This window comes from Methylobacterium sp. 4-46, from assembly GCF_000019365.1.
GTDB lineage: Bacteria > Pseudomonadota > Alphaproteobacteria > Rhizobiales > Beijerinckiaceae > Methylobacterium.
In genome coordinates this window covers 1,714,965-1,739,562 of record NC_010511.1, presented here as the reverse complement: position 1 = coordinate 1,739,562, position 24,598 = coordinate 1,714,965, and the positions used below count along the sequence as shown (strand labels likewise).

Sequence of the window (24,598 nt, the reverse complement as noted above, 5' to 3'; positions counted from 1 at the left end):
TCGCGCGCGCCGTCGCGCTCGCGGATGCGCCCGATCCGGCCGGCGTGATCAGTGGGTCGCCACGCCGCGCCCGAGCCAAGCGATCAAGCCGCGCGATGCTGCGTCGCAATTCCTGCTGAATAGAGCCGCCACCGCCCATACCCTCGCACCGCACAAGATCTGTGGCAATGAGATTTTACGTAATTCAGTGAAGGCGTACCGATCCGTGTCCCGTTCGATCAAGCACCCGGTCGGTCGCACCGTAAACACTTTAGGAAACGCTGCCTCGGCTGTGCCTTCGGACCGCAACGCGATCTGACGGAAGTCGAGATACGGCTGCCCGCGGAGACCGCCTCGTCCTCGAGGGGGGCCTCCTCGGTCGGGCGGCCATGCGGGGAGGGAGGCCATGACCGACCGGCGCGTCAGGATGTCCCGTGCTCATCCTGATCTGGCCATCGTCTCGTCCCTCGTGTCCGGCCTCGCGATCACGCGGAGGAAGGTCGCGGGACCCGGTCCCGGACACGTTACGGCAACCCTGCCGGCGGTGGTCGCGGTCGCGCAGCCCGCGATCGCCGGCGCGACCGAGGTCGGATCGGCCACACCCTCACCCGCACCTTCGTCGCGATCGGGTCGGCGGCCACCTCGGCGCAGACCGGGTCCGCGCCGCTGCCGGGATCGGCTCCGGGATCCGCTCTAGGACGAGGGCCCCGGCTCTCGGCGTCGGCCCGCCCCCGGCCCCATCGGGCTCGTCACCTGCGGCACGGTCACGGCCATTGTCTTGCACGACAATTCATATCTCCGGGAGGATGACGATGACTGATGTGCTGAACCTGAAGAACTTCGAGTCGCTCAGCCCGTTCGAGATCAAGGACGAGTTGATCAAACTGGCCAAGGAGACGTCCCGCCGGACGCAATCGGCGTTCCTCAACGCGGGTCGCGGCAATCCGAACTGGGTCGCGACGACGCCGCGCGACGCCTTCTTCCTGCTCGGCCAGTTCGCGATGAGCGAGAGCAGGCGCGTGATGAGCCACCCCGCGGGGCTCGGCGGCATGCCGCAGGCCGCCGGGATCGCCGGCCGGCTCGACGCGTGGCTGGAGCGGCATTCCGATCTGCCCGGGGCCTCCTTCCTGGCCGCGATGGTGCCCTTCGCCGTGAAGGCGTTCGCGTTCGATCCGGACGCCTTCGTGCACGAGCTCGTCGATTCGATCGTCGGCGACAACTACCCGGTGCCTGACCGCATGCTCGTCCACAACGAGCGGATCGTGCACGAATACCTGATCTGGGCGATGTGCGGGAAGCGCGCGCCGGCCGGCCGGTTCGACCTCTACGCGGTCGAGGGCGGAACGGCGGCGATGTGCTACCTGTTCAAATCGCTCAAGGCCAACCGGCTGCTGCTGCCGGGCGACACGATCGCCCTCGGCACGCCGATCTTCACGCCCTATCTCGAGATGACGCATCTCGAGGATTACGCGCTCAACGTCGTCCACATCAAGGCGCCACAGGAGAACAAGTTTCAGTACACGGATGCGGAGATCGACAAGCTTCTCGATCCCAAGGTCAAGGCCTTCTTCGTCGTCAATCCCGGCAACCCGACCGGGATGGCGATGAGCGCGGAGACGATCGCCAAAATCACCGAGCTGGTCAAGAGCAAGCGGCCGGATCTGATGATCCTCACCGACGACGTCTACGGCACCTTCGTGCACGATTTCCGCTCGCTGATGGCCGAACTGCCGCACAACACCATCGGCGTATATTCCTTCTCGAAGTATTTCGGCTGCACAGGCTGGCGCCTGGGGGCCATCGCGATCCACGAGGACAACATCTTCGACAAGATGATCGCGAAGCTGCCGGCCGACGTGACGGCGGACCTCGACAGGCGCTACGGCCCGCTGACGCTGGAGCCGCGCAAGCTCAAGTTCATCGACCGCATCGTGGCCGACAGCCGCGACATCGCGCTCAACCACACCGCCGGCCTCTCCCTCCCGCAGCAGGTGATGATGAGCCTGTTCTCGCTCTCGGAGCTGATGGACGACAAGAAGGCCTACCAGGAGGCCTGCATGGAGATCGTCAACCGGCGCGTCTGGTCGATGATCGAGGGCCTCGGCCTGCATCTCACGCCGAATCCGAACTTCGACGCCTATTACGGCCTGATCGACTTCGAGTTCTGGGCGCGCAAGAACATCGGCGAGGAGGCGGTGGAGTACCTGAAGCGCACGGTCCACCCCCTCGACCTCGCGTTCCGGCTGGCCGAGGTGCACGGGATCGTGCTGCTCAACGGCGGGGGCTTCGAGGCACCCGACTGGTCGCTGCGGGTCTCCCTCGCCAACCTCCCCGACGAGGTCTACGCCGATATCGGTCGGGGCGTGCGCGCGGTGGCCCGCGGCTACCGGGACGCCTACGAGGCCGCCAAGCGTGCCAGCGGCGCGGAGGCGACGAAGGACGTCGAGCCGGTACCGGCCGAGTGATCCGGGATCGGCTTGATCGAAGCGGCTCCCGGATCACGCGCCTGCGCGGCGCCTGAGCGCGGCGCCTGAGCGAAGCCGATATCCGCATGGCCGAAATCGGAGATGGCGAAGCACTCAACCGGATGGCGTATGAGTCCGGCTCGACCGGGGAACCGAGGATGGGCGCGATCGACGACGCGGCCGGCACCGGGAAGGCCCGTCCCGTCCTGCCGGCGGGACGGCTCCGGCGCATCCTCGCGGCGGGGCTGCTGCTCCTGGTGGCGCACCCTGCCGCGGCGCGGACGATCTACGTCACGCCGGAGGGAGGCGGCCCGGGATACGGCGCGGACGGCCGCATGGTCGCCCCGCGCACGGAGGCGTTCGCGACGGAGACCCTGCAGGGATTGCGGCCGGGCGATGTCGTGCAGCTCCTCGCCGACAGCCCGGCGCCGGATGCGGTGACCCGCTATGCCCGGCGGGTCACGCTGTCCGGAGCGGGCGAGCGGGACGCCCCGCCGGTCGTCGTCCGCGGGCTCGGCCTGCGCACCCGGATGGTCGGGCGGACGATCGAGGAGATCCGCGGCTGCCCGATGCCGGAGGCCGACGTCGAGCAGCCCTGCGGCGACCTCGCGACGGCGCTCGCGGTTCCCCGGGCGCCGGATCTCCTCGGCGCGCTGACCGTGGCGGCCTCGGCGGTGGAGCGGGACCGCGGCCGCCGCTCGCGGCTCGCCATGCCGATCGGGCGGGCGGGGCGGCTCGCCGAGGCGGCCTGCCTCGACATCGACCGCGCCGACGGCGTCGCGATCGAGGATCTGACATTCCAGGGGTGCTGGCTCGCGGCCGTCCGGGCGATCGACAGCCGGCGCGTCACGCTGCGCCGTTCCCTGGTGATCGGCAGCAGCTACGGCCTCGCGGCGCGCGGCAGCCCCGACCGCCCCGCCGACACGCTCGTGGTCGAGGACGTCACCTGGGTGCAGGACGCGAGCGGCTACGAGGAGGCCGCCCTGACGCGCGAGGGACCGTTCCGCTGCCGCGACGGCCGGGTCGGCGCGTTCGGCTGCGCGGGCCTGATCTGGCGCAGCATTCCCTGGGGAGTGACCCACCACGGTGCCTACGACCACTTCAACGGCGCGCTCCTGGGCGGTGCCGACGTGCGCGGACCGATCATCTTCCGCCGCAACACCGTCCTGTCGGCCTATAACGGCCTCCGGGTCAAGGCCGCCGCCTGCGAGGATCTCAAAGCATCGGCCCTGTCGCCGGCGACTTGCCCGTTCAACCGGGACGTCTGGATCTACGACAACTTGTTCGCCTTCGTGCGCGACAATCCGGTCGAACTGGAGACCTGGGCGATGGAGGTGCGCATCGCCCGCAACCGGATCGTGAATTCCCACGCGTGGTTCTCCTTCGACGACATGGGGGGCGGGCCGGTCTACGTTTACGGCAACCGCGGCTGGTTCGACGACGTTCCGGCGATCGACCGTCCCGGTCGCCCCTCTCCCCTGCCGCCCTGCGCGCGTCAGCCCATCGAGAAGCCGGAGGCCGGCGGGGCCTTCGACCCGAAGCTCGACCGCCGCTTCGATTTCACGCGCGCCCGCTGGCTCGCCGTCGGAGTCGAGAGCGTCGCGCCCTCCGGTGAGGTCACCTGGATGGATCCCCGCGATCAGACCTGCGACGCGAGCCTCCAGGGCCGGGTCGTCAAGCTCGCGCTTCCACCGCGGGGCGCGGAGCCCGATTCCTACCGCTACGCGGAGCACGGCCCGATCTACGTGTTCAACAACAGCTGGTACCTGCGCTCGCCCGTGACCGGGATCGGCGCCGCCGCGAACCTTCGGCACTGGAACAATGCCCTGCTGTTCTGCGAGCCCGACGCGCCCGGCTATGACGCGGATCTGTGCCGGACCCGGCCCGAGACTTTCGACGCGAGCACCTGCGGCCGAGGCGTGGTGCGGGGGGACGACCTCGCGCGCTATCCCGGCGAGACCGGATCGAGCCCGTTCTTCGACTGCTTCCGGTGGCTGCCGGTCGACGAGCAGGGGCACGACCGTCCCGAACTCGCGAGCGCGTTCGATCACGACGTCAGCAGCAACGGCTTTCCGGTCGCGCTCACGCGGCAGCGCGGGATCGAGAGCCACGGGCGAACCGGCAGCCCCGGCTTCACGGCCCCGGAGCGGGGAGATTTCCGGCTCCTCCCGGGGGCGCTCGCCGCCACGGCGGCCTGTGCAGTGACGGAGACGCCCGATCACGGCCTCGTCTGTTCGCAGGCCCCGGGCGGCCGCGCGTTCGCCGGCGCCTACGATCGCGAGGGCCAGCTCTACGACGGACCCGCGTCCGCACGCTTTCGTCCCCCCGAGTAGATCTGACGGCGAGAGCACTCGGCTCACGCCGATCGAGCGACGGAGGGGCCCCAGGCGGGCTCCCTCGCGGCCGCCGGGTCCACCGCCAGGGACACGACCGTCGGCACGCGGCCGGCGGCAGCCATTGTTCCGGGACATGTTCGGAGAATGCCCGCGCGCCGCGCCGTGCGGGGAGAGTGCGGCTCATGCCGAGCGGTCGGACTCGGCCCCTGCTTCTCTCCGCTCGGCGGCGTTGCCGGAGCTTCGGCGCGTGCCGCCGGGATGGCCGCTCATCACCCGACGGCGGACAGCCGAAAGCCGGCATTCGCACCTGCGCCCCTCATCCCGCTCGCAGAGCGATGGCGGAAACAACCCGGCTCGTGAGCGAGGCGGATGGTGACGGCGTCCCGCGCGAGCATCCGCCGCATCACTCGCGCCGACCCTGCGTAGATCGGGACGGCCCTCACGACATCCTCCTCGCAGAAGAGGCGGTCGAGGACGGGCACGTCGCTGAAGGTGGGCGGGACGGGAACGGAACCGGCGATCAAGGCGAACGGGATGCCTCGCCGACGCAACTCGTGAGCGAGCGCGAAACAAGGACCCTGGCGGAGGTTCACGCTGACGAGCGCGAAGTCGGGAGGGGCTGCGTCCAGGCTCTCGATCGCGTCTCGGCAGGTGGCATAGGGGCCGCTGACCCCGCACCCCGCGTCGGTCAAGATGTCCTCCAGCCACATGCCGGGCAAGGCCTGCGACTCGGCCACGAGCACGATCAGTTGCGGCTTCGCCCCTCTCACCTGCATCGCTTCGCTCCCCTTCGTTCTGTTATGGCCCCAGCGTACATCGGACAGGCTTCTCCGCATTGCGCTAGATCAAACCCAGCCTGGACGCGCCGCATACTGTGGGGCATGCCGGATTCGCTGCCGCGCGATAGCGTTGCATGCGATCGAACAAGAACGAGATCGTGAGGGTTGCCGACGAATGCTGGTCCAGGCCAGCGTGCCGCCCGGCACCATGCTGGATCCCGAGCGGGTCGGCTTCGCGCACGGGACCATCGTTCGCGCGCGGGCGACGAACGCGCCTCAGGTGCCTGCGCGGGACGCATTCGGGTCCGGCGCCCCGCTGCCGCTTGCGTCCGGCCGAGTCTCGCGAATGATCGCGCCATCCTCGATCTGCACGATCCGGTCGGCGAAGTGGAACAGCCGCGCGTCGTGGGTCACGACCAGGACGGCGCGCCCTCGCGCCCTGGCGATCGAGGACAGGATGGCCATGACACTCCTGCCGTTCTCCGTGTCGAGCGCGGCCGTCGGCTCGTCCGCGAGGATGATCGAGGGATCGGCGACCAGGGCGCGCGCGATCGCAACGCGCTGCTGCTCGCCGCCGCTCAGCTCGCGCGGGAAGGACTTCAGCTTGGCCGACAGACCAACGCTGCCGAGGACCGCGACGCTCTTGGCCACCGCCTCGGGGCCGCGCTCGCCGCGAACGTCGAGCGCAAGTTGCACGTTCTCCGCCGAGGTGAGCGTCGAGAACAGGTGGTAGGACTGGAAGACGAAGCCGATGTGCTGCCGCCGGATGGCCGCCAGCGCTTCGGGACGGGCGTCGCGGGCCGACACGCCGCAGACCCGAACGGTGCCGCTCGTGGGCGTCAGCATGCAGCCCAGAATGGACAGCAAGGTCGTCTTGCCGCTGCCCGATGGCCCCGCGAGGATGGTCAATTCGTGGCTGCGGATCGTCAGATCGAGCGTCCGCAATGCCTCGACGCAGGTCGGCCCGCGCCCGTAGGTCTTGCTGACCCGTTCGGCTTCGATGATCGCCGCATTCATCGCGTGAGCACGCTTGCGGGATCGACGCGGATGATCCGCACGATCGAAGCCAGCCCTGACGCGACGCACATGACGAGCGTCACCGCGAAGGCAATCGTGACGAGGCCGGGGGTGATGACGACTGGGATGATGCTCGTCGCGGTGAGGTGTCCGACCGCGATGCTGATCACGGTGGCGACCGAGAGGCCGATCAGCGCGTTGACGAGCGCTTGGCAGGCGATGACCCGGTAGATGTAGCGGTTGGAGGCGCCGATCGCCCGCACCATCGCGAATTCGTAGAGGTGCTCCTTCGTGCTGGAGTAGAGCGTCTGCGCGATGATCACCGTTCCCACGATCACCGACAGCAAGGCTCCCGCGACGAGTGCCGCGCCGGCTCCGGTCCGATAGAGCCAGAAGTTGCGGGAGCGCGCGCGGAACTGATCCGGCGTGAGGGCCTCGATGCCGGAAATGCGCGAGAGGGCGTCCTGACGGAGGCGTTCGAGGTCGGCTCCGGGCTTCATCCTGACGAGGAAGTACGTGACGAGATTCGCGGGCAGCCCGACATAGGACCGGGCGTTGCGGAAATCGGCGAAGACGTAGGGCCTGGTCGTGAAGGAGCGGAGGCCGGAGGTCACCGGGCCGACCGTGACCGGGTGACCGCGCACCTGCGCCGCCTCGCCGCGCGCGGAAACCCCGAGCTCGGCGGCGTAGGAGCGTTCGAGGGTGACCGTGCCCGGGGCCGCGAGGTCGTCGAGCCCGCCCTCGACGATGTTCCACGGTGCCAAGCCCGAAGCGGGGTCCGAGGCGATGACGAAGATGCCGACCAGCCCGCCTTCGGGCGGGATCCAGGCGGAGAAGCCCGCCACCACCGGAATCGCGTCCGCCACCCCGTCGAGGGCGCGCAACTCCTCCCGCATGTCCGAGTCCAGGATCGAGAGGTCCTCGAAGTATTGCGTCCCCTTCGACATGATCCAGATGTCGGCCGAGGTATGATCGACGATGAGCGTCACCATGCGCCCGAAGCCGTAGAACAGGCCCATCTGCACCAGGATGAGAACCACCGAGAACACGATGCCGGTCACCGCGGCCGCGAAGCGGAGCCGGTCCTGGAACAGATTTCGAAGCGCCAGGGTCAGGACGAGCGGCATTCCGGAGTCCAACTTGCGCGATCAGCAGGTGCGAATTAGAACATGATCTTCGGCAAGGCTACTTGATCCGGGTCAACAATGAAGTGCCGAAGCTGGCTCCCTGTGCGGCCGGGCGGAGCGCATGATGTGCTGGTAGCCCCTTCGCGAACGCATCCATCGCGACCGGGGCTCCGCGGGAGCGCCGGCATCGTCGTCGCCGTGATGGCCCTGGGCCACGCGGCGGCCCGGGCGGAGGAGGCCATCGAGGGCCGCTACCTGCAAAATCGCCCCTGCCGCGGCGACAACAGCGATCCCGCAAACCTCAAGGTGGCGATCACACCACAAAATATCACGTATTCGGGCGGGACCTGCGCGATCAAATCCAGACGCAGCGAGGGCACTAAGATCATCTTCGGGGTTTCGTGCCGGTTCCGCGGGGGCGGCACGATGGGCTCGGACATCGCCTTCACACCCGGGCAGGGTGGAACATGGCATATGACCGAGAGGGAAGGCACGTTCGAAACCGACATTCACCGGTGCCCGGACTGATCCCAGGACGTCTCTCACCGGAAGGTCGGACCTTCCCTCCTTCGGACATGCCGCAGCGCGCGTCGGTCCCTCCTGGGACCCGCAAGAGCATCGCGATTGGCGCCTGCGCGGCTCGGGCCGCGGGCGGTCTCCTCGACCGGCGACCATCGGCCTCCGGACAAGCGTCCTGCGGGCCTCCGCCAAGTCCAGGTCGGTCGCCTGCGCCGCGTCGAGGATGAGGGGGTGCCCGCCCTCCCCGCGCGCCGGCCTTCAGCGTCGAGCGCGCGGCTTGCGCAGGTTCCGGGCCCGCCTACCGGGCGATGGCGGCGGAGGACATCTCAGCGCGATCCAGCGCGTTGAAGACCTGGCGGCACGCGGTGCTGAGGATTTTACGCTGGCGTCGCAGGCACGCCCTGATCGCCGGGACGTCCGGGATCTCGCTGCTGCAGAGACGCCACACGTCCGGGGTGCAGGCCGCTCGGTCGGCCGCCGTTTCCGCCAAGCTGGTGGTTGCCGTACAGACGATCAGGCCGACGGTGGCGACACCGAAACCAAGCTTACGCATGCTCGTCTCCCTGAAGGCAAGTTCTCCCAGCTCTCCATCCCCGTCACGTGATGGAGCGCATTTTTTTCTTAATTGGCTACATAGATCGGGCGCCAAGCCACGTCTGCGCCATGACACGTGGCAAATTTTTTCGTTTAATGCTGAATTTCGTCAGCATCTCGCGCCGAATGTTCGAACAACGGCGCCTTCTACAGACAGGTTAACGCATGGCTTGGCCGTGGCAAGTGGGAGATGCGAGAAAATTGCAGAGCTTTTGGCGGCACCGGGCCGGAAGCATCGGCCCAGCGTCGGGTCGGCCGGGTTTGAACCTTGCCGAACCCGCCCGCGACCTGAGATACCTCCCGCTCGCGCATCGACCGCGAGGAGCATCGGCTTTGTCGGTCAAGAACAGTGCTGCCGTACTTGCGCTGGTGACAGCAGTCGCGGCGCCCATCGCGGCCCGAGCCTGGGGCATTCCCGGGTGCGCCAACCTCCCCGAGTACAATCGGGCCCTGGGCGCCCTCCAAGGACTGACAACCTGCGGCATGACCATCGAAGAGGCTCGCCGCGTGGTCGCGGCTCATGCCGGCCCGGCAGCCGCGGATCAACCCGTGGGGCCGGCACCGCGCGCCCATCAGCGCGGCCAGCGAAGGCCGCCCCATGTCCAGGCACCGGGCCGCGACGTCACATCGCCTCACGCCGATCCGAAACGCCGCGCTCGGACGCCCAAGGGCAGCCCAGGGTAGCAGGACGGGTTGGGATGCCCGCCGGGCGTTCTGCTGCCGGCAGGATTGCATCGAGCAGCCCGCGGCAGCCTGCAGCCAACCGAACCGGACATCCCGACCCGGCGATGGCGGCGGCCCGGCCGCGACGCGTTCACCGGGCGCGAGGCGCGCCCCACGGACATCCTCATCCGACATCCGGTTGATGGCTTCGCCATCTCCCATGTCGGCCATGCGGATGTCGGCTTCGCTCAGGCCTGTGATACGCGATCCGCTTTGATCAAGCGGATCGCGTATCACCCGTCCGCTCGCGTCGCGGACCAGAGCGGGCGAAGGCCGCGCCAAGCACCTGCCGGGAGGGATCCTGCGGGGGCTGGTCGCCGCACCGGCGCCCGGGTCAACCAGACCTGCCGGCCCGGCCGCCGCCCCTCCTGCCACGCACGACGGACTCGCCGCGATCCGCGCCAAAAGAAGAGGCGCCCGGACGCGTGACCGTGCCGGGCGCCTTTTGAAGGCGTGCGGCCCATCGTGATCGAGGACGTGGATGCGGACCGCGACTGACACTTGGATTGCCATGGTTAACAAATCGTGACCAGCAATAGGACCAACGCCCCGCATCGGGCGACGAGGCAACACGCGCCGGCAGCTCGAACCGGTCGGCCGCACGGATCCCGCTGAGGCCGAGGCGCGCCGCCATGCCCGGGCGCAGGAGCAGGCCCTGGCCGCCCGATCCGAACCAGGCGGCCTCCGCGAAGCCCGGGGGGTGGTTCACTCGGTCGCCACGGGGCCCAGCTGGATGGAGGCCGGCTCGTGCCGTCCCGAGCGGCGGGGCCGCGGGCTCGCCGAGCGGTACGGGGCCGCTCACCGCGGTTCCGCTCAGGCCGCGTCCGAGGTGTTGCGCGAGATGGGCGCAACCGGGTGAGCGTGACCCTGAGCAGCCGTGCCTGCGCCCGGCGCGGCCGCATCGCCGCGCGAGGTCGCGCCGCTCATGAGCCAGGCCACCGCCAGCGCCAGGGCTTCGTCGATCGGTCTCGGCCTGTATCCGAGTTCCCTGCGGGCCTTGCCGTCGTCGAACGGGGCCGAGCGACGCGCGAGGCGCACACCTTCGCGCGTGGCGACCGGAGGGCGTCGCGTGAGGTGATCGGCGGCCCACTCGGCCACGGCCGCCACCGTCATGGCGATGCCGCCCGGGAGCGCCACGGACGGCATCGGCCGGCCCGACAGATGCTCCAGCCTGGCCAGGAGTTGCCGAAGCCGAACGTTCTCACCGCCCAGCACGTAGCGCTGACCAGGACGCCCCCGCGCGCCCGCGAGGCGGAGCCCTTCGGCTGCGTCGCGCACGTCGACGAGGTTCAGCGTGCAATCAAGGAAGACCGGTGCATGCCCGTTCAGGAACAGGGACAGCATGGCCGCGGGCGGCGTCATGTTCCGGTCGTCGGGCCCGATCGGCACCGTGGGGCTCGCGATCACGACGTGGCGTCCGGCCGCCGCGGCGGCGAGCGCTGCCTGTTCGGCGAGGCATTTCGACCGCGTATAGGGACCGGACATCCGGTCGAGGGGCGGGAGATCGTCCCCGCGCACCGGCGCAACGTCGCGCGATCGGGTGAGCAGCACGGCCTCGGTCGAGCAATGGACCACCCGCACCGCGGCAGGCGCGGCGGCCAGCAGGCACCTCGTCCCGTTCGCGTGGACGCGGGCGAAGGCCCCCCGGTCGGCGGACCACAGGTGCGGGATCCCGGCGAGATGGTAGACCTGCCCGACCCCGTTCATCGCGGCCGAGAGCGCGGCTTCGTCGAGCACGGAGCCGCGGCGATACTCGACGCAAGCCGGAAGGCCGTGCGGGTCGCCGCAATCGAACACCCGCACGGTACGCCCGGCGGCAAGCAGCGACGCGACCAGATTCCGGCCGATGAAACCGCATCCACCCGTGACGAGATCGACGGAGGGCATCGGTAGCCTCAGCAGATCGATAGAGAATGCTAACGCCCCACCGTGATGTGCAATTGATCTTGCTCAAGATGCTCCGAACGGCCGTGCGCCGTGTCCGGCCTTCGGGTGGGGTGGCCGCGACGCTGCGGCCCCCGCGGGCCGGACGCTCACGCCATCTCACGGATCTGCCGCATGGCTTCCGGCGTCAGGAGATGAGCGCCCCATCCGCGCCGCACCACCGCCCCGGCTCCGCCCGGCCGTGCGAGAAGCGCCAGCGCCGCACCGATCACCGGCAGGGCACTCGGCGGGTCGAGACGCACCGGGGTCAACTCCTCCCGCGCCTGCGCGAACGGGCCCGAGGCCGCGAGAAGCTGCGCGGCCGTCGCGAGCACGGCCCGGCGGTTGCCGCTTCGGAGCGCCGCACCCAGGAGCGCCTGCAACGAGAGGCGTGTGCGAATTCCCGGCCGCCCCGTGAGGCAGCGCGGCACGGGTCGTCCCAAGGACACCTGGACCAGCAGATCCGCGAGGTTGAGGCCCGCGAGGGTGGCGGCCATCGGCTCGACGAGGCGCGGATTGCCGTCGATGTAGAGCGGGTGCGCCCCGCTCTCGTCGATGAAGTAGTCGACGGACAAGGCCCCGTGCCAGGCCAAGTGTGCACCGATTCGGGCGAGGTCGCCCGCGACTCCGGGCCGGTGGACGCTCTCCTTGAGGGCCGCTCCACCCCCGGCTCCCTCGATGAGGCGGCGCGTGGCGTGAAATCCGACGAGGCGCCCCTCCTGGAACACCGCCTGGGCCTGCTCCAGCGGCGCGCTCACCCACTCCTGCACGAGGATCGGTTCGCCCGCGGCCGTCGTCCGCGCGATCTCGGCCGCGGCGCGGTCCCGGTCCGCCCGGCACCGGATCGGCCACGTGCTGCGGCTCGCCGTGCCCAGGGCCGCCTTCACCACGAAAGGGTAAGCCTCGTGCCGGGCGATGCCGCGCGGGTCGTCGAGGAGGATCGTTCGCGGCTGAGGCAGGGCGAGTTCGGTCAGGAGATCGCGAAATTCGAGCTTCGTCTGAACGCGCTCGAAGCAGGCGAAGGCCGGAACGGCCAGGGCCGCCAGCGGGTGCAGCTCGTCGGCGACGCGGGAGACGAGGTAGGCCTGCTCGTGGATCGGGAGAAGAACGTCGAATCTGTCCTGCGCCAGCACCTGGCGCAGGAACCGCCGAAAGCCCTTCGGATCCGTGCCGAGCGGCGGGCAGCGGTAGCCGCGAGAGACGAAGCGTGAGAACCGCCCGAGGCAGAACGGCGCCGGGTCGCAGAACGCGATCTCGTGTCCTGCGAGCGCCAGGGCCGTGATGGCTTGGCGGGCAGAGGTGCTGCCGCCTTCGGTCAGGAGAACGCGCACGCGGTGCTCAGCCCAGGTCACCCGGTCATGCCATGGCGGGCTCTTCACGCTCTATACTGGAGCTTACGCGGATCGGCGTGGGGATCAAAGGCGCGATCGTCGGCCTCGAAGGACCGCCGTCGGGCGCCGGGCGGCCAATCCGGCGGCAGTGTCGACGGTCCGGACGTGGCGCGTCATGGCACCTCAGGCCGCGCGACGCCGGACGCGCGAGCCCCCCGGCCACAGCGACGCCAGGCGGAAGCGTGTCAGCGCGATGAGGAGTCCTCCGCCGGCTGAGACGATCCGCCGGAAGCGACCGAGGCAATCTCCGGAAGGTCGATCATCGGCCGCACGGCCGCTGATCAGGAGTGATACGGGATCCGCTTGATCGAAGCGGATCCCGTATCACTCGCCCGCGCGGCGCCTGAGCGAAGCCCAAATCCGCCATCCCGAAGGGATCAAGCGGATTTGGTATGATCGCTCCGTTCGATCTCATCGAGCACGGCGTCGGGCGCCACATCCTGTCTGAGCTCATCGACTTCGGGATCGGCTTCCGTCTCGATGCCCAGCCGCTCCGTGAGGGCCGATACCATCGCGACGAGCTTCGTCACCTCGTGCTCGGCCAAGAGGCTGATGTGAAGATCGAGATCAGCTCGCTTGTCGGCCGCCGCGGCCATGCGGTTCTGGCTGATCAGCACGAAGGTCGACAGGAAGATCGCCTCGACGGACGCCGAGGTGCCCAGGATCACGAAGGACTCGTCCCACTTTGGCAGGATCGGGAGCAGCCCCGCGTTCACGAGGGTCCAGAAGCCGAAGAGCACGACGTGCAGGTAGACGAATGCCATGCTGCCCGTGAAGCGCGTGATCGCCTCGGCCACGCGCTCCTGCGCGGAGGCGGCTCGCTCGGCCGCACTCCTGCGCTCCTGCAGCGTCCGGATGTTGCGGATGAGGGCGGGAGCCAGTCCTTCCGGTTGAGGCGGCGGAAAGGTCGTCCTTGCAGGGGGGCTTTTCCGCTCGTCTTGCCTCGGCATTCGGACAGGCCTCGTGAGGGGGTTTGCCTGACCAACCAGCCTCCGCAACGGGGTGTTCCCGCCGCGGGACGCGGAGCCACCCCGAGGCGCGTCCCATGAGCGTGCCTGCGCGTCCACGTCCAGCGACAAGGATGCCGGCACCCGAGCCCAAAGCGGTCGCCGCCAAGTCCTGACTGCCCAGGGCGCCCTCCATGTCCCGCCGCGCCAGCGTCGAGGCGGTCCCCGGCATGCGTTTCTCCAGCGACGCCGGACACTGTCGCGCTCGATCAAGCGGGTCGTCGCGAAGCGGCCTAGCCTCGCAGGGTGTCCACGCTGACGGCCGGGCCGCATGGGGCGTCCTGCTGGAAAGTTGCCTCGCGGACGAATTGGCCATCATCGCGCGGACCCGCCGCCTGATCCGCACCATCGAGAGCAAGCACCCGGTCAAGCTCGCAGCCCGACCCCGACCCGTCAGGCCCTGCGCCGCAACGCCGGTGCGGGGCCGCCAACCCTGTGAGTGGGCTATGTCCGTCGTCGCATCACCTGTCGTCACGAAGGTTCGGCGCGCGCGCCTGCCCGGTTCGGCGGATCCCCGGCCGCGGCTTCGTCGCCGGGCAAACCCGTGGCCGCGGCGCCCCCTCGTCGGGGCCGTGATCTGGCTGGCTCTGACCGGGCCGCTTCACGCGGGAGCCTGCACGGGCGCGATCGAGAGCCTGCAGCGCGAGGTGGACGCCAGGATCGAGCAGGAGGCCGGGAGCGGGCGCACGGCCCCGGAAAGTGCGGCTGCGATGCGTCACCGGCAGCCGACGCCCGGATCGATCCTGCAGGCCGAAGTGGCTCTCGGCGAGGGCGGCGCGGCGGCGGCGGCGCGGGCCGCGCTCGCCCGAGCGCGGAGCGCCGACCAAGCCGGAGACCCGGGGGGTTGCGAGGACGCGGTCGCCCAGGCGCGCCGGATCCTGAGAGGATCGTGAGCTGACGGGAGCCCCGGAGAACGAGCGATGTCCCCCGTATCCCCACGACAGCTTGCCCCCCTTGCTCCTGGCCCGCAGGATCAGGCGAGCGCCGGCGCGAGCACGACGTCCCACTCCCTGGCGCGACGGGCCGCCGCCGAGGCGAAGCGCTACCTGGGCTTCGCCTCTTACCTCGTCGTGATCTTCGGCACCCTGATCCTCTTCAGCGTGAATATCTACGCCCAAGTCGACCAGGAGGTTCAACACTTTCCGAGTTATCATTTCTACGCGCTCGGCCTGATCAATGCCCTGGTGCTGGCCAAGTTCATGCTGATCGCCGAGGCGGCGAAGGTCGGGTCCCTGACCGGCATTGGCCGGCGCCTGGAGGGAGGGCCGCTCCTCTACGTGATCCTGTACCGCTCGCTTCTGTTCACGGCGGTCCTGGCGGCCGCTTACGTGCTGGAGGAGTTGCTGGTCGGGGCTTGGCACGGGAAGCCGCCACGCGCCGTCCTGCCGGAGATGGCCGGCGGCCCGCGCGGCCTGGCGACTTTCGCCTGGGTGATGTTCGTGGCGCTGATCCCGTACTTCACGTACCGGGAGATCGACCATGCGACCGGTGGCGCGCAGCTGCGCGCGCTCCTGCTGGGGCCTGCCGGGCGGCGTCACGCGGGATCGGGCTCCGAGCCCGGTCGCCCCCTCGGCTCCTGAGGACACGAGGCCATGCCGCGCAGGACGGGCCGCGCAGGACGGGCCCGATCCAGCCCCGGAATCGGTTCACGGCGCGCCGCCAGGGGCACCTCGTGTTACCTGGAATGGACCAGGGTGGCCGCGGGCCGGGAGCCCGTATCGGGGCCGAGCGCGGCGCGCCGGCCATCCAGGGCGTGCCGGGCATGCGCGAGGGCCGTCGAGAAGGCTGACAGCTGATCGGCTGCCATGGTCCCGGGCGACCGGCCCAGAACGGACGACACCAGCCCCTGAAACTCGCCCTCCAGCGCCACCAGTTCGGGCGCCTCGGCGCGAGGCGCTCGGTCGGCGATCTCGACCAGCCGCTTGATCGGCCGCCAATCCTCCTCCGACCTCCGCCGGCTCCAGTAGCTCGAGACGGCCGCGAACAGCGAGCCGGCGAGGCTGATGACCAAGCCGCCGACATAGAAATATTGCTGGAACTGGTCGAAGAAGCTCTGGTCCCCGTTGCTGAGATAGGCCGCGACGCCCGGGTGGACGGGCAGGATCGGGCTCTTGTCGTCGGGGTCGGGCGCCTCGATCTGGTTGGCGAGCGGCGTGATGGCCGCGAGCTTGGCCTTGGTGGTCAGGATCGAGCGGGCGATCGCGGCCGCCACGACGTTGGGCATCAGTTCCGACGCGGCGAACCGGTAGGTGACGGCGAGCGTCGTGACGGTGTCGCTCGGCGTGGCGGGCCTCGCCCGGAACGCCCCGGCGGGCACGTCGATCGATTCGAAGCCGGGGAAGCGCTTGCCGATGGCCTCCGCCTCGTCGAGATCGAGGATCGTCGGCGTCCCTCTGGTCGCGTGCGCGATCGCCGCGACCACATCGACGACCTCGCCCGGGGCCACGGGGCCGACCGCGAGGATCGCGGCCAGCTTCTTCTGCTGGACGGCCTGGGCGAGGTCGTCCACCGGCAGGAAGACCCTGCCCACATCCTTGGCGGCGACGTTGAAGTAGCCCAGCACCGTGTCGAGGACCCGGGCATTGGCGGCCTGCAGCGGCCCGGCGGGGATGCCGACCGTCTTGCCCGCCAGGTTGGCGACGGAGCTGACGTGGCTATGGGGCGGCAGGACGAAGGCGACGACGTCCCTGCGCAGGATCACGATGGTCTGGGCATTTGCGGGCGGGGCCGCGTCGCTGCGCACGATCGCGAGGTCGGTCCGGCCCTCCTCCAGAGCCTTGGCACTCCCCCCGAGGTCGTCCACCTGCACGAGTTCCAGGTTGACGCGGGGATGCTGGACCTTGGAGACGGACGCGAAGGCCGCGATGAAGCGGTAGGCCGCGCTGCCCGGCGGGCCCGTGGTGATGCGCAGGTTGGCGTGCGGCGACCAGACATGCGCGAGCCCGAAACCGGCAGCTGCGGCGAGCAGCACCCCGACGAGGGCCAGGGCTCGGCCCCATCCCCTGCGCCGCGGCACGACGGCGACGGAGCTTTCCGGGCCCGCCCGGTCAGGCTCGGCATCGACGGGCTTCGCGTTCCTCATCGTCACCCCGCTCCGGGCGCTTCGGCCGCATCATGCTGGCGCCCCAGGGACGGTTCCGGCTCCGCCATGCGGCGATGGCCCAATCCAAGCGAGCCTAGTCCAGACGTGGACGCGCCTCCCGGGCCCGCTCAGCAATCGTCGCAGGCGCCATCGTGCTTCGGGCGCCTCCGATCGCCGCCGTGATCACGCCGTTCGATCTGCCGGGTCCGTGCGCCCTGACCGCCCCCCTGCGCGCCCTCGCTCACGTCGAGCGGGGGCGTGCTGATCGCTTCCCGTTGCATGCGCTCCAGCTGCGCATCGCTGGGGATGGTGACGCTGCCCTGCGCGAGGACCACACGGGGTTCGGCTCGGCCGGTTCCACCCGCTGCCCCTGCGAGAAGCGAGAGCATCAGGACGGCGGCGCCTGCGTGTGAGTTCGTCATGACCTCATGACCTCCTCCGCGGCAGCCATAGAACGGACAGGGATGCTTCATCTTAGCCCTCATGGGTTCTCATGACTTGATCGCAAGGGACAGGACCTTACAGCTCCGGCATCGAGGCAGTTTCGGCGGCAAAGGAGCCGCCGCGTTCTCCGCTGCCCCCACGAGTGCCCCCAACGAGCGCGCTGTCCCCATCTGCCGGCAGATTGTCCCTGGCGATCAAGCGGGAGGGGCGGATCTTCGGATGATGCGAGCGGCGAGCGCGAGACTTCGCGTGGGTCTGCCGGCCGGTGGTGCCCTGGCCTCTGCCTCGTCAGCCCCGGCGAGGCGGTCGAGGCGGTGCGCGCAACGCAGCGGCGCGGCATGTCTCGTGCGACTTGTCTCGTGCGACTTGTCTCGTGCGACTTGTCTCGTGCGACTTGTCTCGTGCGACTTGTCTCGTGCGACTTGTCTCGTGCGACTTGTCTCGTGGATGCGTCCGCAATCCTGCTGGCCCGTTCGCGATGCTCCCTGCCGAGATCCGGCCGTGACGGTGATGCGCCCGTCGGGATGGAGAAGACGAGGATGCGACCAGCCAATCCGATGGCGGCGGGGATTCGCAAGCTGCTGAGCAAGCTGCTGAGAGAGCCGCTTCTGCATTTCCTGTGTGCTGGTGCCGTCCTGTTCGGCGGCTATTCCTGGCTGAACCGGAGCGCGCCGTCATCGCGCGAGCCGGAGCCGATCAGGATCGGCGAGGGCGAGGTCCGCTGGGTGCGGGACACCTTCTCGAGCCAGTGGCGACGGGACCCGACCCCCGACGAGATGACGGACCTGCTCACCACGCTGCTCCATGAGGAACTACTCGCGCGGGAAGCCCGGGCGCTCGGCCTCGATCGACAGGACACGGTGGTGCGGCGGCGCTTGGCGCAGAAGCTCAGCTTCCTCGTCGAGGACACGGCCCGCATCGCCGAGCCCGGCGAAGACCAGCTTCGGCGCTTCTACCAGGATCATGCCGAACGCTACCGGACCGCGCCGCGGCTGTCCTTCCAGCAGATCTTCTTCAGCCCGGAGCGCCGGCCGCAGGCCGCGGCGGAGGCCAGCGCCGCGCGCACCCTGCTCTCATCGGCCAGCGCCACCGAGACCCTGCCGGACGGGGACCCGCTGGCCCTCGATTCCAGCTTCGCCGACATCGACCTCCAGGCCCTGTCGAGCCTGTTCGGCCCCGCCTTCGCCCGGGCCGCCTTCGCCCTGCCCGTGGGGTCGTGGAGCGGCCCGGTCGAGTCCGCCTACGGCACCCACCTCGTGCTGGTCTCGAGCCGAGCGCAAGGCGCGCTGCGCGGCTACGACGAGGTCCGCAACCTGGTCTCGGAGGACTGGCACAGGGCGAAGGAGCGCGAATTGAAGGACGCCTATCTCGGCAGGCTGCGAGACAAGTACGGCGTCGTCTGGGACGCAGGCGTGCCGCCGCCCATGGTGGGCCCGCTCGGTCGCGAAGCCGCCCCGTCAGCCCGATGAGGGAGCGTCCCGGAATGCTGGCCCGCCTCTGCGCCGTCGCGGCTTGTCTCGGTCTGCTGAGCGTGATCGGCGGCTCGGCCAGTTCTGCCCACGAGGTCCGGCCCGCCTACCTTGAGCTGCGGGAAGAGGCACCGGGCCTTTTCGACGTGCTGTTGAAGACGCCGATGCGCGGGGACCTCAGGTTGGCGTTGCGCGTCAGCTTCTCGGGCGAGGCCGAACCCCTGTCCCCCGTCGTCTCCCGCAGGACCGATGGGGCCATGGTGCAGACTTGGCGGGTTCGCGCCAAGGACGGCCTCTCCGGTCAAAGCGTGCGTCTGGTCGGCCTCGAGAGCACGGTCTCCGACGCCTTGCTGCGCGTCAGCTTCGCGGACGGGCGCTCCTTCGCGCATCGGCTCACACCCGCGGCACCGCAGGCCACGATCGCGGCGGCGCAGAGCGGGATCGGCGTCGCGCGCACGTACCTGTCCCTCGGGATCGAGCACATCCTGCTCGGGTTCGACCACCTGCTGTTCGTGCTCGGTCTCATCCTCGTCACGGACTCGACCCGTCGGCTCCTCTGGGCGATCACGGCCTTCACGGCCGCGCACAGCATCACCCTGAGCGCGGCCGCGCTCGGCGTCGTCCATGTGCCGCCCAAGCCCGTCGAGGCGGTGATCGCGCTCTCGATCGTGTTCGTGGCGGTCGAGATCATCCGTGCCCGCGGGGGCAGGCCCGGGCTCGCGGCGCAGGCGCCCTGGCTCGTCGCCTTCGCGTTCGGGCTGCTGCACGGTTTCGGCTTCGCCGGCGCGCTGAGCGAGATCGGCATGCCCGGGGGGCACATCCCGGTGGCGCTGCTCCTGTTCAATCTCGGGGTGGAGGCGGGCCAGCTGCTGTTCGTCGGCGCCGTGCTGGCGCTTGCCGTTCTTCTCCGGCGCCTGGGCGGCCCGCTTCCGCACTGGACGCAGTTCGTCCCCCCTTACCTGATCGGATCCGTCGCGATGTTCTGGGTCATCCAGCGCGTTGCGCAGTTCTGAACCTCGGTTCGATGAGGCAACCATGGCTCACCGCACGATCCTGAAGCTCGCGCTGCTCGGCGTGACGGGTCTCTCCTTTGCTGTGCCGGCCTTGGCGGCCGACGGCACGGCGACCGACGTCGGCACGCTGACCAAGGACGCCGCCGACAAGCTCTACCCGGCGAAGCGCCCCTACTCGCCCTACGCGAACCGCAGCTTTCCCAGCCGGCCGTTCTTCGGCGACACCCACCTGCACACATCCTTCTCGTTCGATGCCGGCGCGTTCGGCGCCCGGCTCGGGCCGAGCGAGGCCTACCGCTTCGCCAGGGGCGAGCAGGTCACCGCCTCCTCCGGCCAGCCCGCGAAGCTGTCCCGGCCTCTCGATTTCCTCGTCGTCGCCGACCACTCGGACAATCTGGGCTTCTTCCCGGACCTGCTAGCCGGCAAGGCCAGCATTCTGGCCGATCCGACCGGCCGGAAATGGCATGACATGATCCTCGATGGCCGCGGCGCGGACGCGGCCATCGAGATCATCATAGCCTTCTCGCAGGGCACCTTCCCCAAGGCCCTGGTGTACCGACCCGACGGGAGCCCCTTTCGCTCGGCCTGGCAGGAGATCGTCAAGGCGGCGGAGCAGGCCAACGATCCCGGCCGGTTCACGGCCCTCATCGGCTACGAGTGGACCTCCAACACCGCGGGCAACAACCTTCACCGCAACGTCATCTTCCGCGACGGTGGGGAGAAGGCCAGCCGGATCGTGCCCTACACGACGATGGCCCCTTTCGGGAGCGACAACCCGCGCGATCTCTGGACGTGGATGGCCGCCTATGAGGAGAAGACCGGGGGCCGCCTGCTGGCGATCGCCCACAACGGCAATGTCTCCAACGGCCGCATGTTTCCGATCGTCGAGCCCGGCACCGGCCGGCGCATCGACCGCGGCTATGCCGAGGTTCGGGCGAAGTGGGAGCGCCTCTACGAGGCCACGCAGATCAAAGGAGACGGGGAGACCCACCCCTATCTCTCCCCGAACGACGAGTTCGCGAATTTCGAGCGCTGGGACAAGGGCAATCTGGACCTGACCGCGCCCAAGACGGCGGACATGCTGCAGTACGAGTATGCCCGCTCGGGGCTGAAGCTGGGCCTGAAGCTGGAGGCCGAAACGGGCGTCAATCCCTACAAGTTCGGCCTGGTCGGCTCGACCGATTCCCATACCGGGCTGAGCGCGGTCGAGGAGGACAACTACTTCGGCAAGACGTCCGCGATGGAGCCGAGCGCGGAACGCAGCAGCCGCGTCTTCGTCAAGGGCGCGGCCGGAACGATCTACGAGTGGGAGACCTCGGCCTCCGGCTACGCGGCCGTGTGGGCGACGGAGAACACGCGCGAGGCCCTCTTCGACGCGATGGAGCGTCGCGAGACCTATGCGACGACGGGCCCGCGCATGCTGGTGCGCTTCTTCGGCGGATTCGATTTCGAGCCGGCCGATGCCAGGACCAGGAGCCCCGCGCTTGCCGGCTATTCCAAGGGCGTTCCGATGGGCGGCGATCTCGGCGCGGCTCCTCCCGGCAAGGCCCCGACCTTCCTGGTGGCGGCCCTGAAGGATCCCATCGGGGCCAATCTCGACCGCTACCAGATCGTCAAGGGCTGGCTGGACGACCGGGGGGAGATGCAGGAGAAGGTCTATGACGTCGCGTGGTCGGGCGAGCGCAAGCCGGGCGGCGACGGGAAGCTGCCGCCGGTCGGCAACACGGTCGATGTCGCGAGCGCAACCTGGAGCAACAGCATCGGGGAGCCCCGAGTTGATCTCCGTCTGGAAGGATCCTGACTTCGACCCGAAACAGCGGGCCTTCTATTACGGCCGGGTCCTCGAAATCCCGACACCCCGATGGACGACCTATGACGCCAAGTATTACGGGGTGAAACTGAGGCCCGAAGTGCCGACATCGCTGCAGGAACGCGCCTACACGTCGCCGATCTGGTACTCGCCTGCCGAATGAGGGCCGTGAGACGGTATCCGGTGGGCTGAGGGCGGCGCGGATCCGCCCCTGCCTCGCGAAGGTCTGGTGCGCCCCGACCGGGTACCGGCCATGGGCTGGCCGCCTCAGGTGCGGACCTGATCGCCTGGAACGCCGCGGCGTGGCCTGGCCAGAGGCGGCCGGCCTGCGCGGCAAGGCGGACGTCGCGCCGCCCACCCGCGAGGCCTCGCCGGAGGCCGACAGATCGGCCCTCGACTGGCGGATGGCCCGGGGCGCGCCGGTGCTTGCGAGGACTGCCCGGGGGCATCATGAGGCATCCCAACCCGTGGGATCATGCGAACGGGCCGCCCTCGCACGCGTTGAGCGGACGGGCCGGTCCTCACCGGCAGCCAACTGGGAGACCCGGGAGGCGCATCGCCGACCATGGCCCAGCCGCAGGATCCTCGACCGTGGTACCGCAGGCGGTTCGTCGTGTTCATCGCGGGCGGGTTCGGCGCGCTCGCCGGCATCGCCCTCGAGCGATACCTCGGGTCAGAATTCGGATGGGGCGCGGGAGCGCAGGTCGTCGCGCAGGCACTGGTCACCGGGCTCGTTGCGATGCTGATCCTGTGGCTCGTGGAGCGCGCGGCCTCGTGACGGCCCCCGCGCGGGAGGCTGAGCACGACGGGGTCGGCGTAGCAGCACATGCGAGAGCGCCGCGCCGCGATCGCGGCGTCCTTCGTCGAAGGAATGAGCCTCGCGCGGGCGAGGGGCGACCCAGCAAAGGAAGGCCGCTCCGTAGGAGCGGCCCGAGGTCGGGGAGGAGATCCCGAAGAGTCCTGCCGCGCCGCCGTCGCAGGGCGGGCGAGCATCCACATCGTGCCATGCCGCGGTGTGCGCCGCTTGACCCGGTGGGACTCCGCCTCCACCGGCCCGTCCTGCCAGGGCGGGCTCTCGTCGCCCCATACGGGGGCTTGTGCGCACGGGCCGCCCTCACGCGCGACGACGAGCAGAGCCCCGTTTCCGGGAGAGGCAGCCATGGCAGGAATGATGTGGTCGCGGGTCCGGACGGCGACCGGGCGCACATCGCCGAGATCGCCGAGCAGGTGACGGCGTCGTCGGCTCGATCTCGGCGATCGCGCTTGAGGCGGCGGAGGGCGTGAACGGAACCGTTACGGCCGTCAGACCGCAAGGCGGCAGCGGCACCTTGCGGCCGCCGACTCCAACCATGCGGCGGCAGCGACCCGACCTACGGGTCGAGCAGATCTGGACCCATCAAAGCCCCTTACCGCCGCCACTGCCAGAGCTTTGAGAGCCCTGAGGAGTCGTTATCTCGATAAACCTATTCTCGTACCGGGTTGCATCCTAAGTCAAACATCCAGTTCCGGCAATGGAGCCGCCAGTCACTGTGTCGAGTTCTTTTTCAGAGATGTCTCCGACCCGAGCATGGCCGGGATTGTCGGCTGGCGATCCGCCGTCTTGAGAAGAGGTCTTGGCCGAAGGCATGGTCATCCCCGGAGCCTATCGTCAATTCCTGGAACGTATCCGACTTCCGCGTGGTCGAGAAGCCCGCTGAAATACTTCAGGCCTCGGCAGCGGCAGCAGTCCTGCCCGCGGCGGCCCTTGCGACTGGTCCGCCTGCCGCTCCGCTTCATGCACCGATCGCCCGGCGCAACCGTTCCAGAGCAGGTTCGAGAGGTGACAATGGCTCTGCTGCGTCCGTCTCGCCCATGATCAGCCCCGTGTCCGGGGCGGTTCGGGGAACCCAACGCCCGCGGTCTCGTTCCTCCATCGAAGCGAAGTTCCCCTGCAGCGTGCGCCCGGCGAGGTCCTACTCCTCCGCTGGGCGTTCGTGCGTCTGGCGAGCGGAGGAGACGAGCGATGGACGAGAAGCGTGTGACCGGGGAGACCAACAAGGTGGCTGGCCAGGTCCAGGGCGCAGTCGGTGACCTGACTGGCGACACCAAGACCCAAGCGGAAGGCGCCCTCCGGGAGGCTCGGGGCACCGCCGAGAACCTGGTCGGACAGGCCAAGGACGCGGCGAGCCGCTTGGCCGACCAGACCGCTGATCTGGCCCAGGATGCGCTGAGGAGAGGCCGCCAAGGCCTCCCCGGTGCTGACGAAGTCTACCGGCGCGGGAATGAGGCGGTCAGGCCGTACACGCAGGACGCGCCGCTTGGAGCGCTCCTGGGGGCCGTCGCTGTCGGATACCTGCTCGGCTACCTGATCCACGGCCGGCGTTGAGCGAGCCGCAGCGGCTAGGCCGACAGGTCGGGATCACCCTGGCCCCACTGCTGCCCGCCCCGATCCTGGGCCGAGGCCACCGGCGTGAGCGGTCATGCCGCCATCGCATGCCAGCCATCTGGCATGTGGCATACCAAAGCGCGTTGTGCAGTGCCACATATGGTGCATCGCACAACGCCACTCGGGAACGCCTCAGATGATCGCCCTTGCCCTGCTCAGCCTCGTCGCCGCCGCTGCCGTGAACGCGTCGCTGGTCCTGGTCGCCGCCGATCGCATGACCCCGCGCGCGCCCGCCCCGGCCCTGCCGCTGGTCGCCAGCAACGAGAACGAGATCCTGGCCGCCAAGCTCGCTGCCTGAGCGGCACCGCAGCAACGCAGATCAGCACCCCCGCCCAGCACGCCTGCGAGCGGGGTGTTGCGTTGCGTGACGCTTCGAATGGTCCAGTTCTCCGCCGCGCAAAGCCCTCGAACAGTTGGCAGCGAAGCGCGTTGAGGGCCGTGTCCATCTCGGAGGCGAACCCATGCGCTCAACAACACTCGCTCTGGCTGCCACGC

19 protein-coding genes and 1 pseudogene are annotated in these 24,598 nt (G+C 69.6%); 11 read left to right on the top strand and 9 right to left on the bottom strand.

Features of this window, described 5'->3' with window-relative positions; all coding sequences use genetic code 11:
* Positions 1 to 791: 791 nt before the first annotated feature.
* Together M446_RS07295 and M446_RS07290 are read left to right on the top strand one after the other, a co-directional pair.
* The gene (locus M446_RS07295; protein WP_043700954.1) at positions 792 to 2,444 is read left to right on the top strand and encodes a bifunctional aspartate transaminase/aspartate 4-decarboxylase; all 1,653 of its coding nucleotides are present in this window, start codon (positions 792 to 794) and stop codon (positions 2,442 to 2,444) included.
* A gap of 158 nt (positions 2,445 to 2,602) precedes the next feature.
* Positions 2,603 to 4,777: a hypothetical protein gene (locus M446_RS07290; RefSeq protein WP_012331468.1), complete on the top strand. Its 2,175-nt coding sequence runs from the start codon at positions 2,603 to 2,605 to the stop codon at positions 4,775 to 4,777.
* A gap of 272 nt (positions 4,778 to 5,049) precedes the next feature.
* Here M446_RS07290 and M446_RS07285 read toward each other — a convergent pair whose 3' ends face one another.
* The 3 genes from M446_RS07285 to M446_RS07275 form a co-directional block, all read right to left on the bottom strand.
* Entirely contained in the window at positions 5,050 to 5,556 is a 507-nt protein-coding gene (locus tag M446_RS07285) for a hypothetical protein (protein WP_012331467.1), read from the bottom strand.
* A 279-nt stretch (positions 5,557 to 5,835) separates the two neighbouring features.
* Positions 5,836 to 6,576 (bottom strand): ABC transporter ATP-binding protein, encoded by a 741-nt coding sequence (locus M446_RS07280; RefSeq protein ID WP_012331466.1) that lies wholly within the window; start codon positions 6,574 to 6,576, stop codon positions 5,836 to 5,838.
* Entirely contained in the window at positions 6,573 to 7,703 is a 1,131-nt protein-coding gene (locus M446_RS07275) for an FtsX-like permease family protein (protein ID WP_012331465.1), read from the bottom strand. Before M446_RS07275 ends, M446_RS07280 begins: the two co-directional genes overlap by 4 nt.
* Positions 7,704 to 7,829: 126 nt before the next feature.
* On the opposite strand from M446_RS07275, the gene M446_RS07270 reads away from it, so the two are divergent.
* Positions 7,830 to 8,231, top strand: coding sequence for a hypothetical protein (locus M446_RS07270; protein WP_265576560.1), 402 nt, complete (start codon positions 7,830 to 7,832; stop codon positions 8,229 to 8,231).
* A gap of 289 nt (positions 8,232 to 8,520) precedes the next feature.
* Here M446_RS07270 and M446_RS07265 read toward each other — a convergent pair whose 3' ends face one another.
* The 4 genes from M446_RS07265 to M446_RS07250 all read right to left on the bottom strand — a co-directional run bounded on the left by M446_RS07265 (position 8,521) and on the right by M446_RS07250 (position 13,803).
* Entirely contained in the window at positions 8,521 to 8,775 is a 255-nt protein-coding gene (locus tag M446_RS07265) for a hypothetical protein (protein WP_012331463.1), read from the bottom strand.
* 1,577 nt (positions 8,776 to 10,352) lie between these two features.
* Entirely contained in the window at positions 10,353 to 11,426 is a 1,074-nt protein-coding gene (locus tag M446_RS07260) for an NAD-dependent epimerase/dehydratase family protein (RefSeq protein ID WP_012331462.1), read from the bottom strand.
* Between the two features lie 146 nt (positions 11,427 to 11,572).
* A complete protein-coding gene (locus M446_RS07255; protein WP_018262125.1) occupies positions 11,573 to 12,793 on the bottom strand; it encodes a hypothetical protein in 1,221 nt (406 codons plus the stop codon).
* Between the two features lie 437 nt (positions 12,794 to 13,230).
* Positions 13,231 to 13,803: a DUF1003 domain-containing protein gene (locus M446_RS07250; protein WP_012331460.1), complete on the bottom strand. Its 573-nt coding sequence runs from the start codon at positions 13,801 to 13,803 to the stop codon at positions 13,231 to 13,233.
* A gap of 629 nt (positions 13,804 to 14,432) precedes the next feature.
* Between M446_RS07250 and M446_RS07245 the strand changes: the two genes are divergently transcribed.
* Together M446_RS07245 and M446_RS07240 are read left to right on the top strand one after the other, a co-directional pair.
* On the top strand, positions 14,433 to 14,753 hold the full coding sequence (locus M446_RS07245) for a hypothetical protein (protein ID WP_043700950.1): 321 nt from the start codon (positions 14,433 to 14,435) through the stop codon (positions 14,751 to 14,753).
* A gap of 27 nt (positions 14,754 to 14,780) precedes the next feature.
* Positions 14,781 to 15,440: a hypothetical protein gene (locus tag M446_RS07240; protein WP_012331458.1), complete on the top strand. Its 660-nt coding sequence runs from the start codon at positions 14,781 to 14,783 to the stop codon at positions 15,438 to 15,440.
* Positions 15,441 to 15,535: 95 nt separating this feature from the next.
* Here M446_RS07240 and M446_RS07235 read toward each other — a convergent pair whose 3' ends face one another.
* Complete coding sequence (locus M446_RS07235) at positions 15,536 to 16,942, bottom strand: TAXI family TRAP transporter solute-binding subunit (RefSeq protein WP_012331457.1); 1,407 nt, start codon at positions 16,940 to 16,942, stop codon at positions 15,536 to 15,538.
* Between the two features lie 128 nt (positions 16,943 to 17,070).
* A complete protein-coding gene (locus M446_RS07230; protein ID WP_018262130.1) occupies positions 17,071 to 17,277 on the bottom strand; it encodes a hypothetical protein in 207 nt (68 codons plus the stop codon).
* Positions 17,278 to 17,925: 648 nt separating this feature from the next.
* Here M446_RS07230 and M446_RS07225 point away from each other — a divergent pair.
* The 6 genes and pseudogenes from M446_RS07225 (at position 17,926) to M446_RS38055 (ending at position 24,401) form a co-directional block, all read left to right on the top strand.
* On the top strand, positions 17,926 to 18,855 hold the full coding sequence (locus M446_RS07225) for a peptidyl-prolyl cis-trans isomerase (RefSeq protein WP_236728762.1): 930 nt from the start codon (positions 17,926 to 17,928) through the stop codon (positions 18,853 to 18,855).
* A 14-nt stretch (positions 18,856 to 18,869) separates the two neighbouring features.
* The gene (locus M446_RS07220; RefSeq protein WP_012331454.1) at positions 18,870 to 19,868 is read left to right on the top strand and encodes a HupE/UreJ family protein; all 999 of its coding nucleotides are present in this window, start codon (positions 18,870 to 18,872) and stop codon (positions 19,866 to 19,868) included.
* 22 nt (positions 19,869 to 19,890) lie between these two features.
* Positions 19,891 to 21,841: pseudogene (locus tag M446_RS07215) on the top strand (DUF3604 domain-containing protein).
* A 402-nt stretch (positions 21,842 to 22,243) separates the two neighbouring features.
* Positions 22,244 to 22,456, top strand: a complete 213-nt coding sequence (locus M446_RS36930) for a hypothetical protein (protein WP_150108603.1) — start codon at positions 22,244 to 22,246, stop codon at positions 22,454 to 22,456.
* 1,224 nt (positions 22,457 to 23,680) lie between these two features.
* A complete protein-coding gene (locus M446_RS07210) occupies positions 23,681 to 24,043 on the top strand; it encodes a CsbD family protein (RefSeq protein ID WP_012331452.1) in 363 nt (120 codons plus the stop codon).
* 196 nt (positions 24,044 to 24,239) lie between these two features.
* Positions 24,240 to 24,401: a hypothetical protein gene (locus M446_RS38055; RefSeq protein ID WP_012331451.1), complete on the top strand. Its 162-nt coding sequence runs from the start codon at positions 24,240 to 24,242 to the stop codon at positions 24,399 to 24,401.
* Positions 24,402 to 24,598 lie beyond the last annotated feature (197 nt).

Coding starts and splice junctions, on each gene's coding strand:
- M446_RS07285 (WP_012331467.1), bottom strand. CDS start 5,556: ATGCAGGTGAGAGGGGCGAAGCCGCAACTGATCGTGCTCGTGGCCGAG.
- M446_RS07250 (WP_012331460.1), bottom strand. CDS start 13,803: ATGCCGAGGCAAGACGAGCGGAAAAGCCCCCCTGCAAGGACGACCTTT.
- M446_RS07280 (WP_012331466.1), bottom strand. CDS start 6,576: ATGAATGCGGCGATCATCGAAGCCGAACGGGTCAGCAAGACCTACGGG.
- M446_RS07260 (WP_012331462.1), bottom strand. CDS start 11,426: ATGCCCTCCGTCGATCTCGTCACGGGTGGATGCGGTTTCATCGGCCGG.
- M446_RS07235 (WP_012331457.1), bottom strand. CDS start 16,942: ATGAGGAACGCGAAGCCCGTCGATGCCGAGCCTGACCGGGCGGGCCCG.
- M446_RS07265 (WP_012331463.1), bottom strand. CDS start 8,775: ATGCGTAAGCTTGGTTTCGGTGTCGCCACCGTCGGCCTGATCGTCTGT.
- M446_RS07275 (WP_012331465.1), bottom strand. CDS start 7,703: ATGCCGCTCGTCCTGACCCTGGCGCTTCGAAATCTGTTCCAGGACCGG.
- M446_RS07240 (WP_012331458.1), top strand. CDS start 14,781: ATGTCCCCCGTATCCCCACGACAGCTTGCCCCCCTTGCTCCTGGCCCG.
- M446_RS38055 (WP_012331451.1), top strand. CDS start 24,240: ATGATCGCCCTTGCCCTGCTCAGCCTCGTCGCCGCCGCTGCCGTGAAC.
- M446_RS07290 (WP_012331468.1), top strand. CDS start 2,603: ATGGGCGCGATCGACGACGCGGCCGGCACCGGGAAGGCCCGTCCCGTC.
- M446_RS07225 (WP_236728762.1), top strand. CDS start 17,926: ATGCGACCAGCCAATCCGATGGCGGCGGGGATTCGCAAGCTGCTGAGC.
- M446_RS07220 (WP_012331454.1), top strand. CDS start 18,870: ATGCTGGCCCGCCTCTGCGCCGTCGCGGCTTGTCTCGGTCTGCTGAGC.
- M446_RS07210 (WP_012331452.1), top strand. CDS start 23,681: ATGGACGAGAAGCGTGTGACCGGGGAGACCAACAAGGTGGCTGGCCAG.
- M446_RS36930 (WP_150108603.1), top strand. CDS start 22,244: ATGGCCCAGCCGCAGGATCCTCGACCGTGGTACCGCAGGCGGTTCGTC.
- M446_RS07295 (WP_043700954.1), top strand. CDS start 792: ATGACTGATGTGCTGAACCTGAAGAACTTCGAGTCGCTCAGCCCGTTC.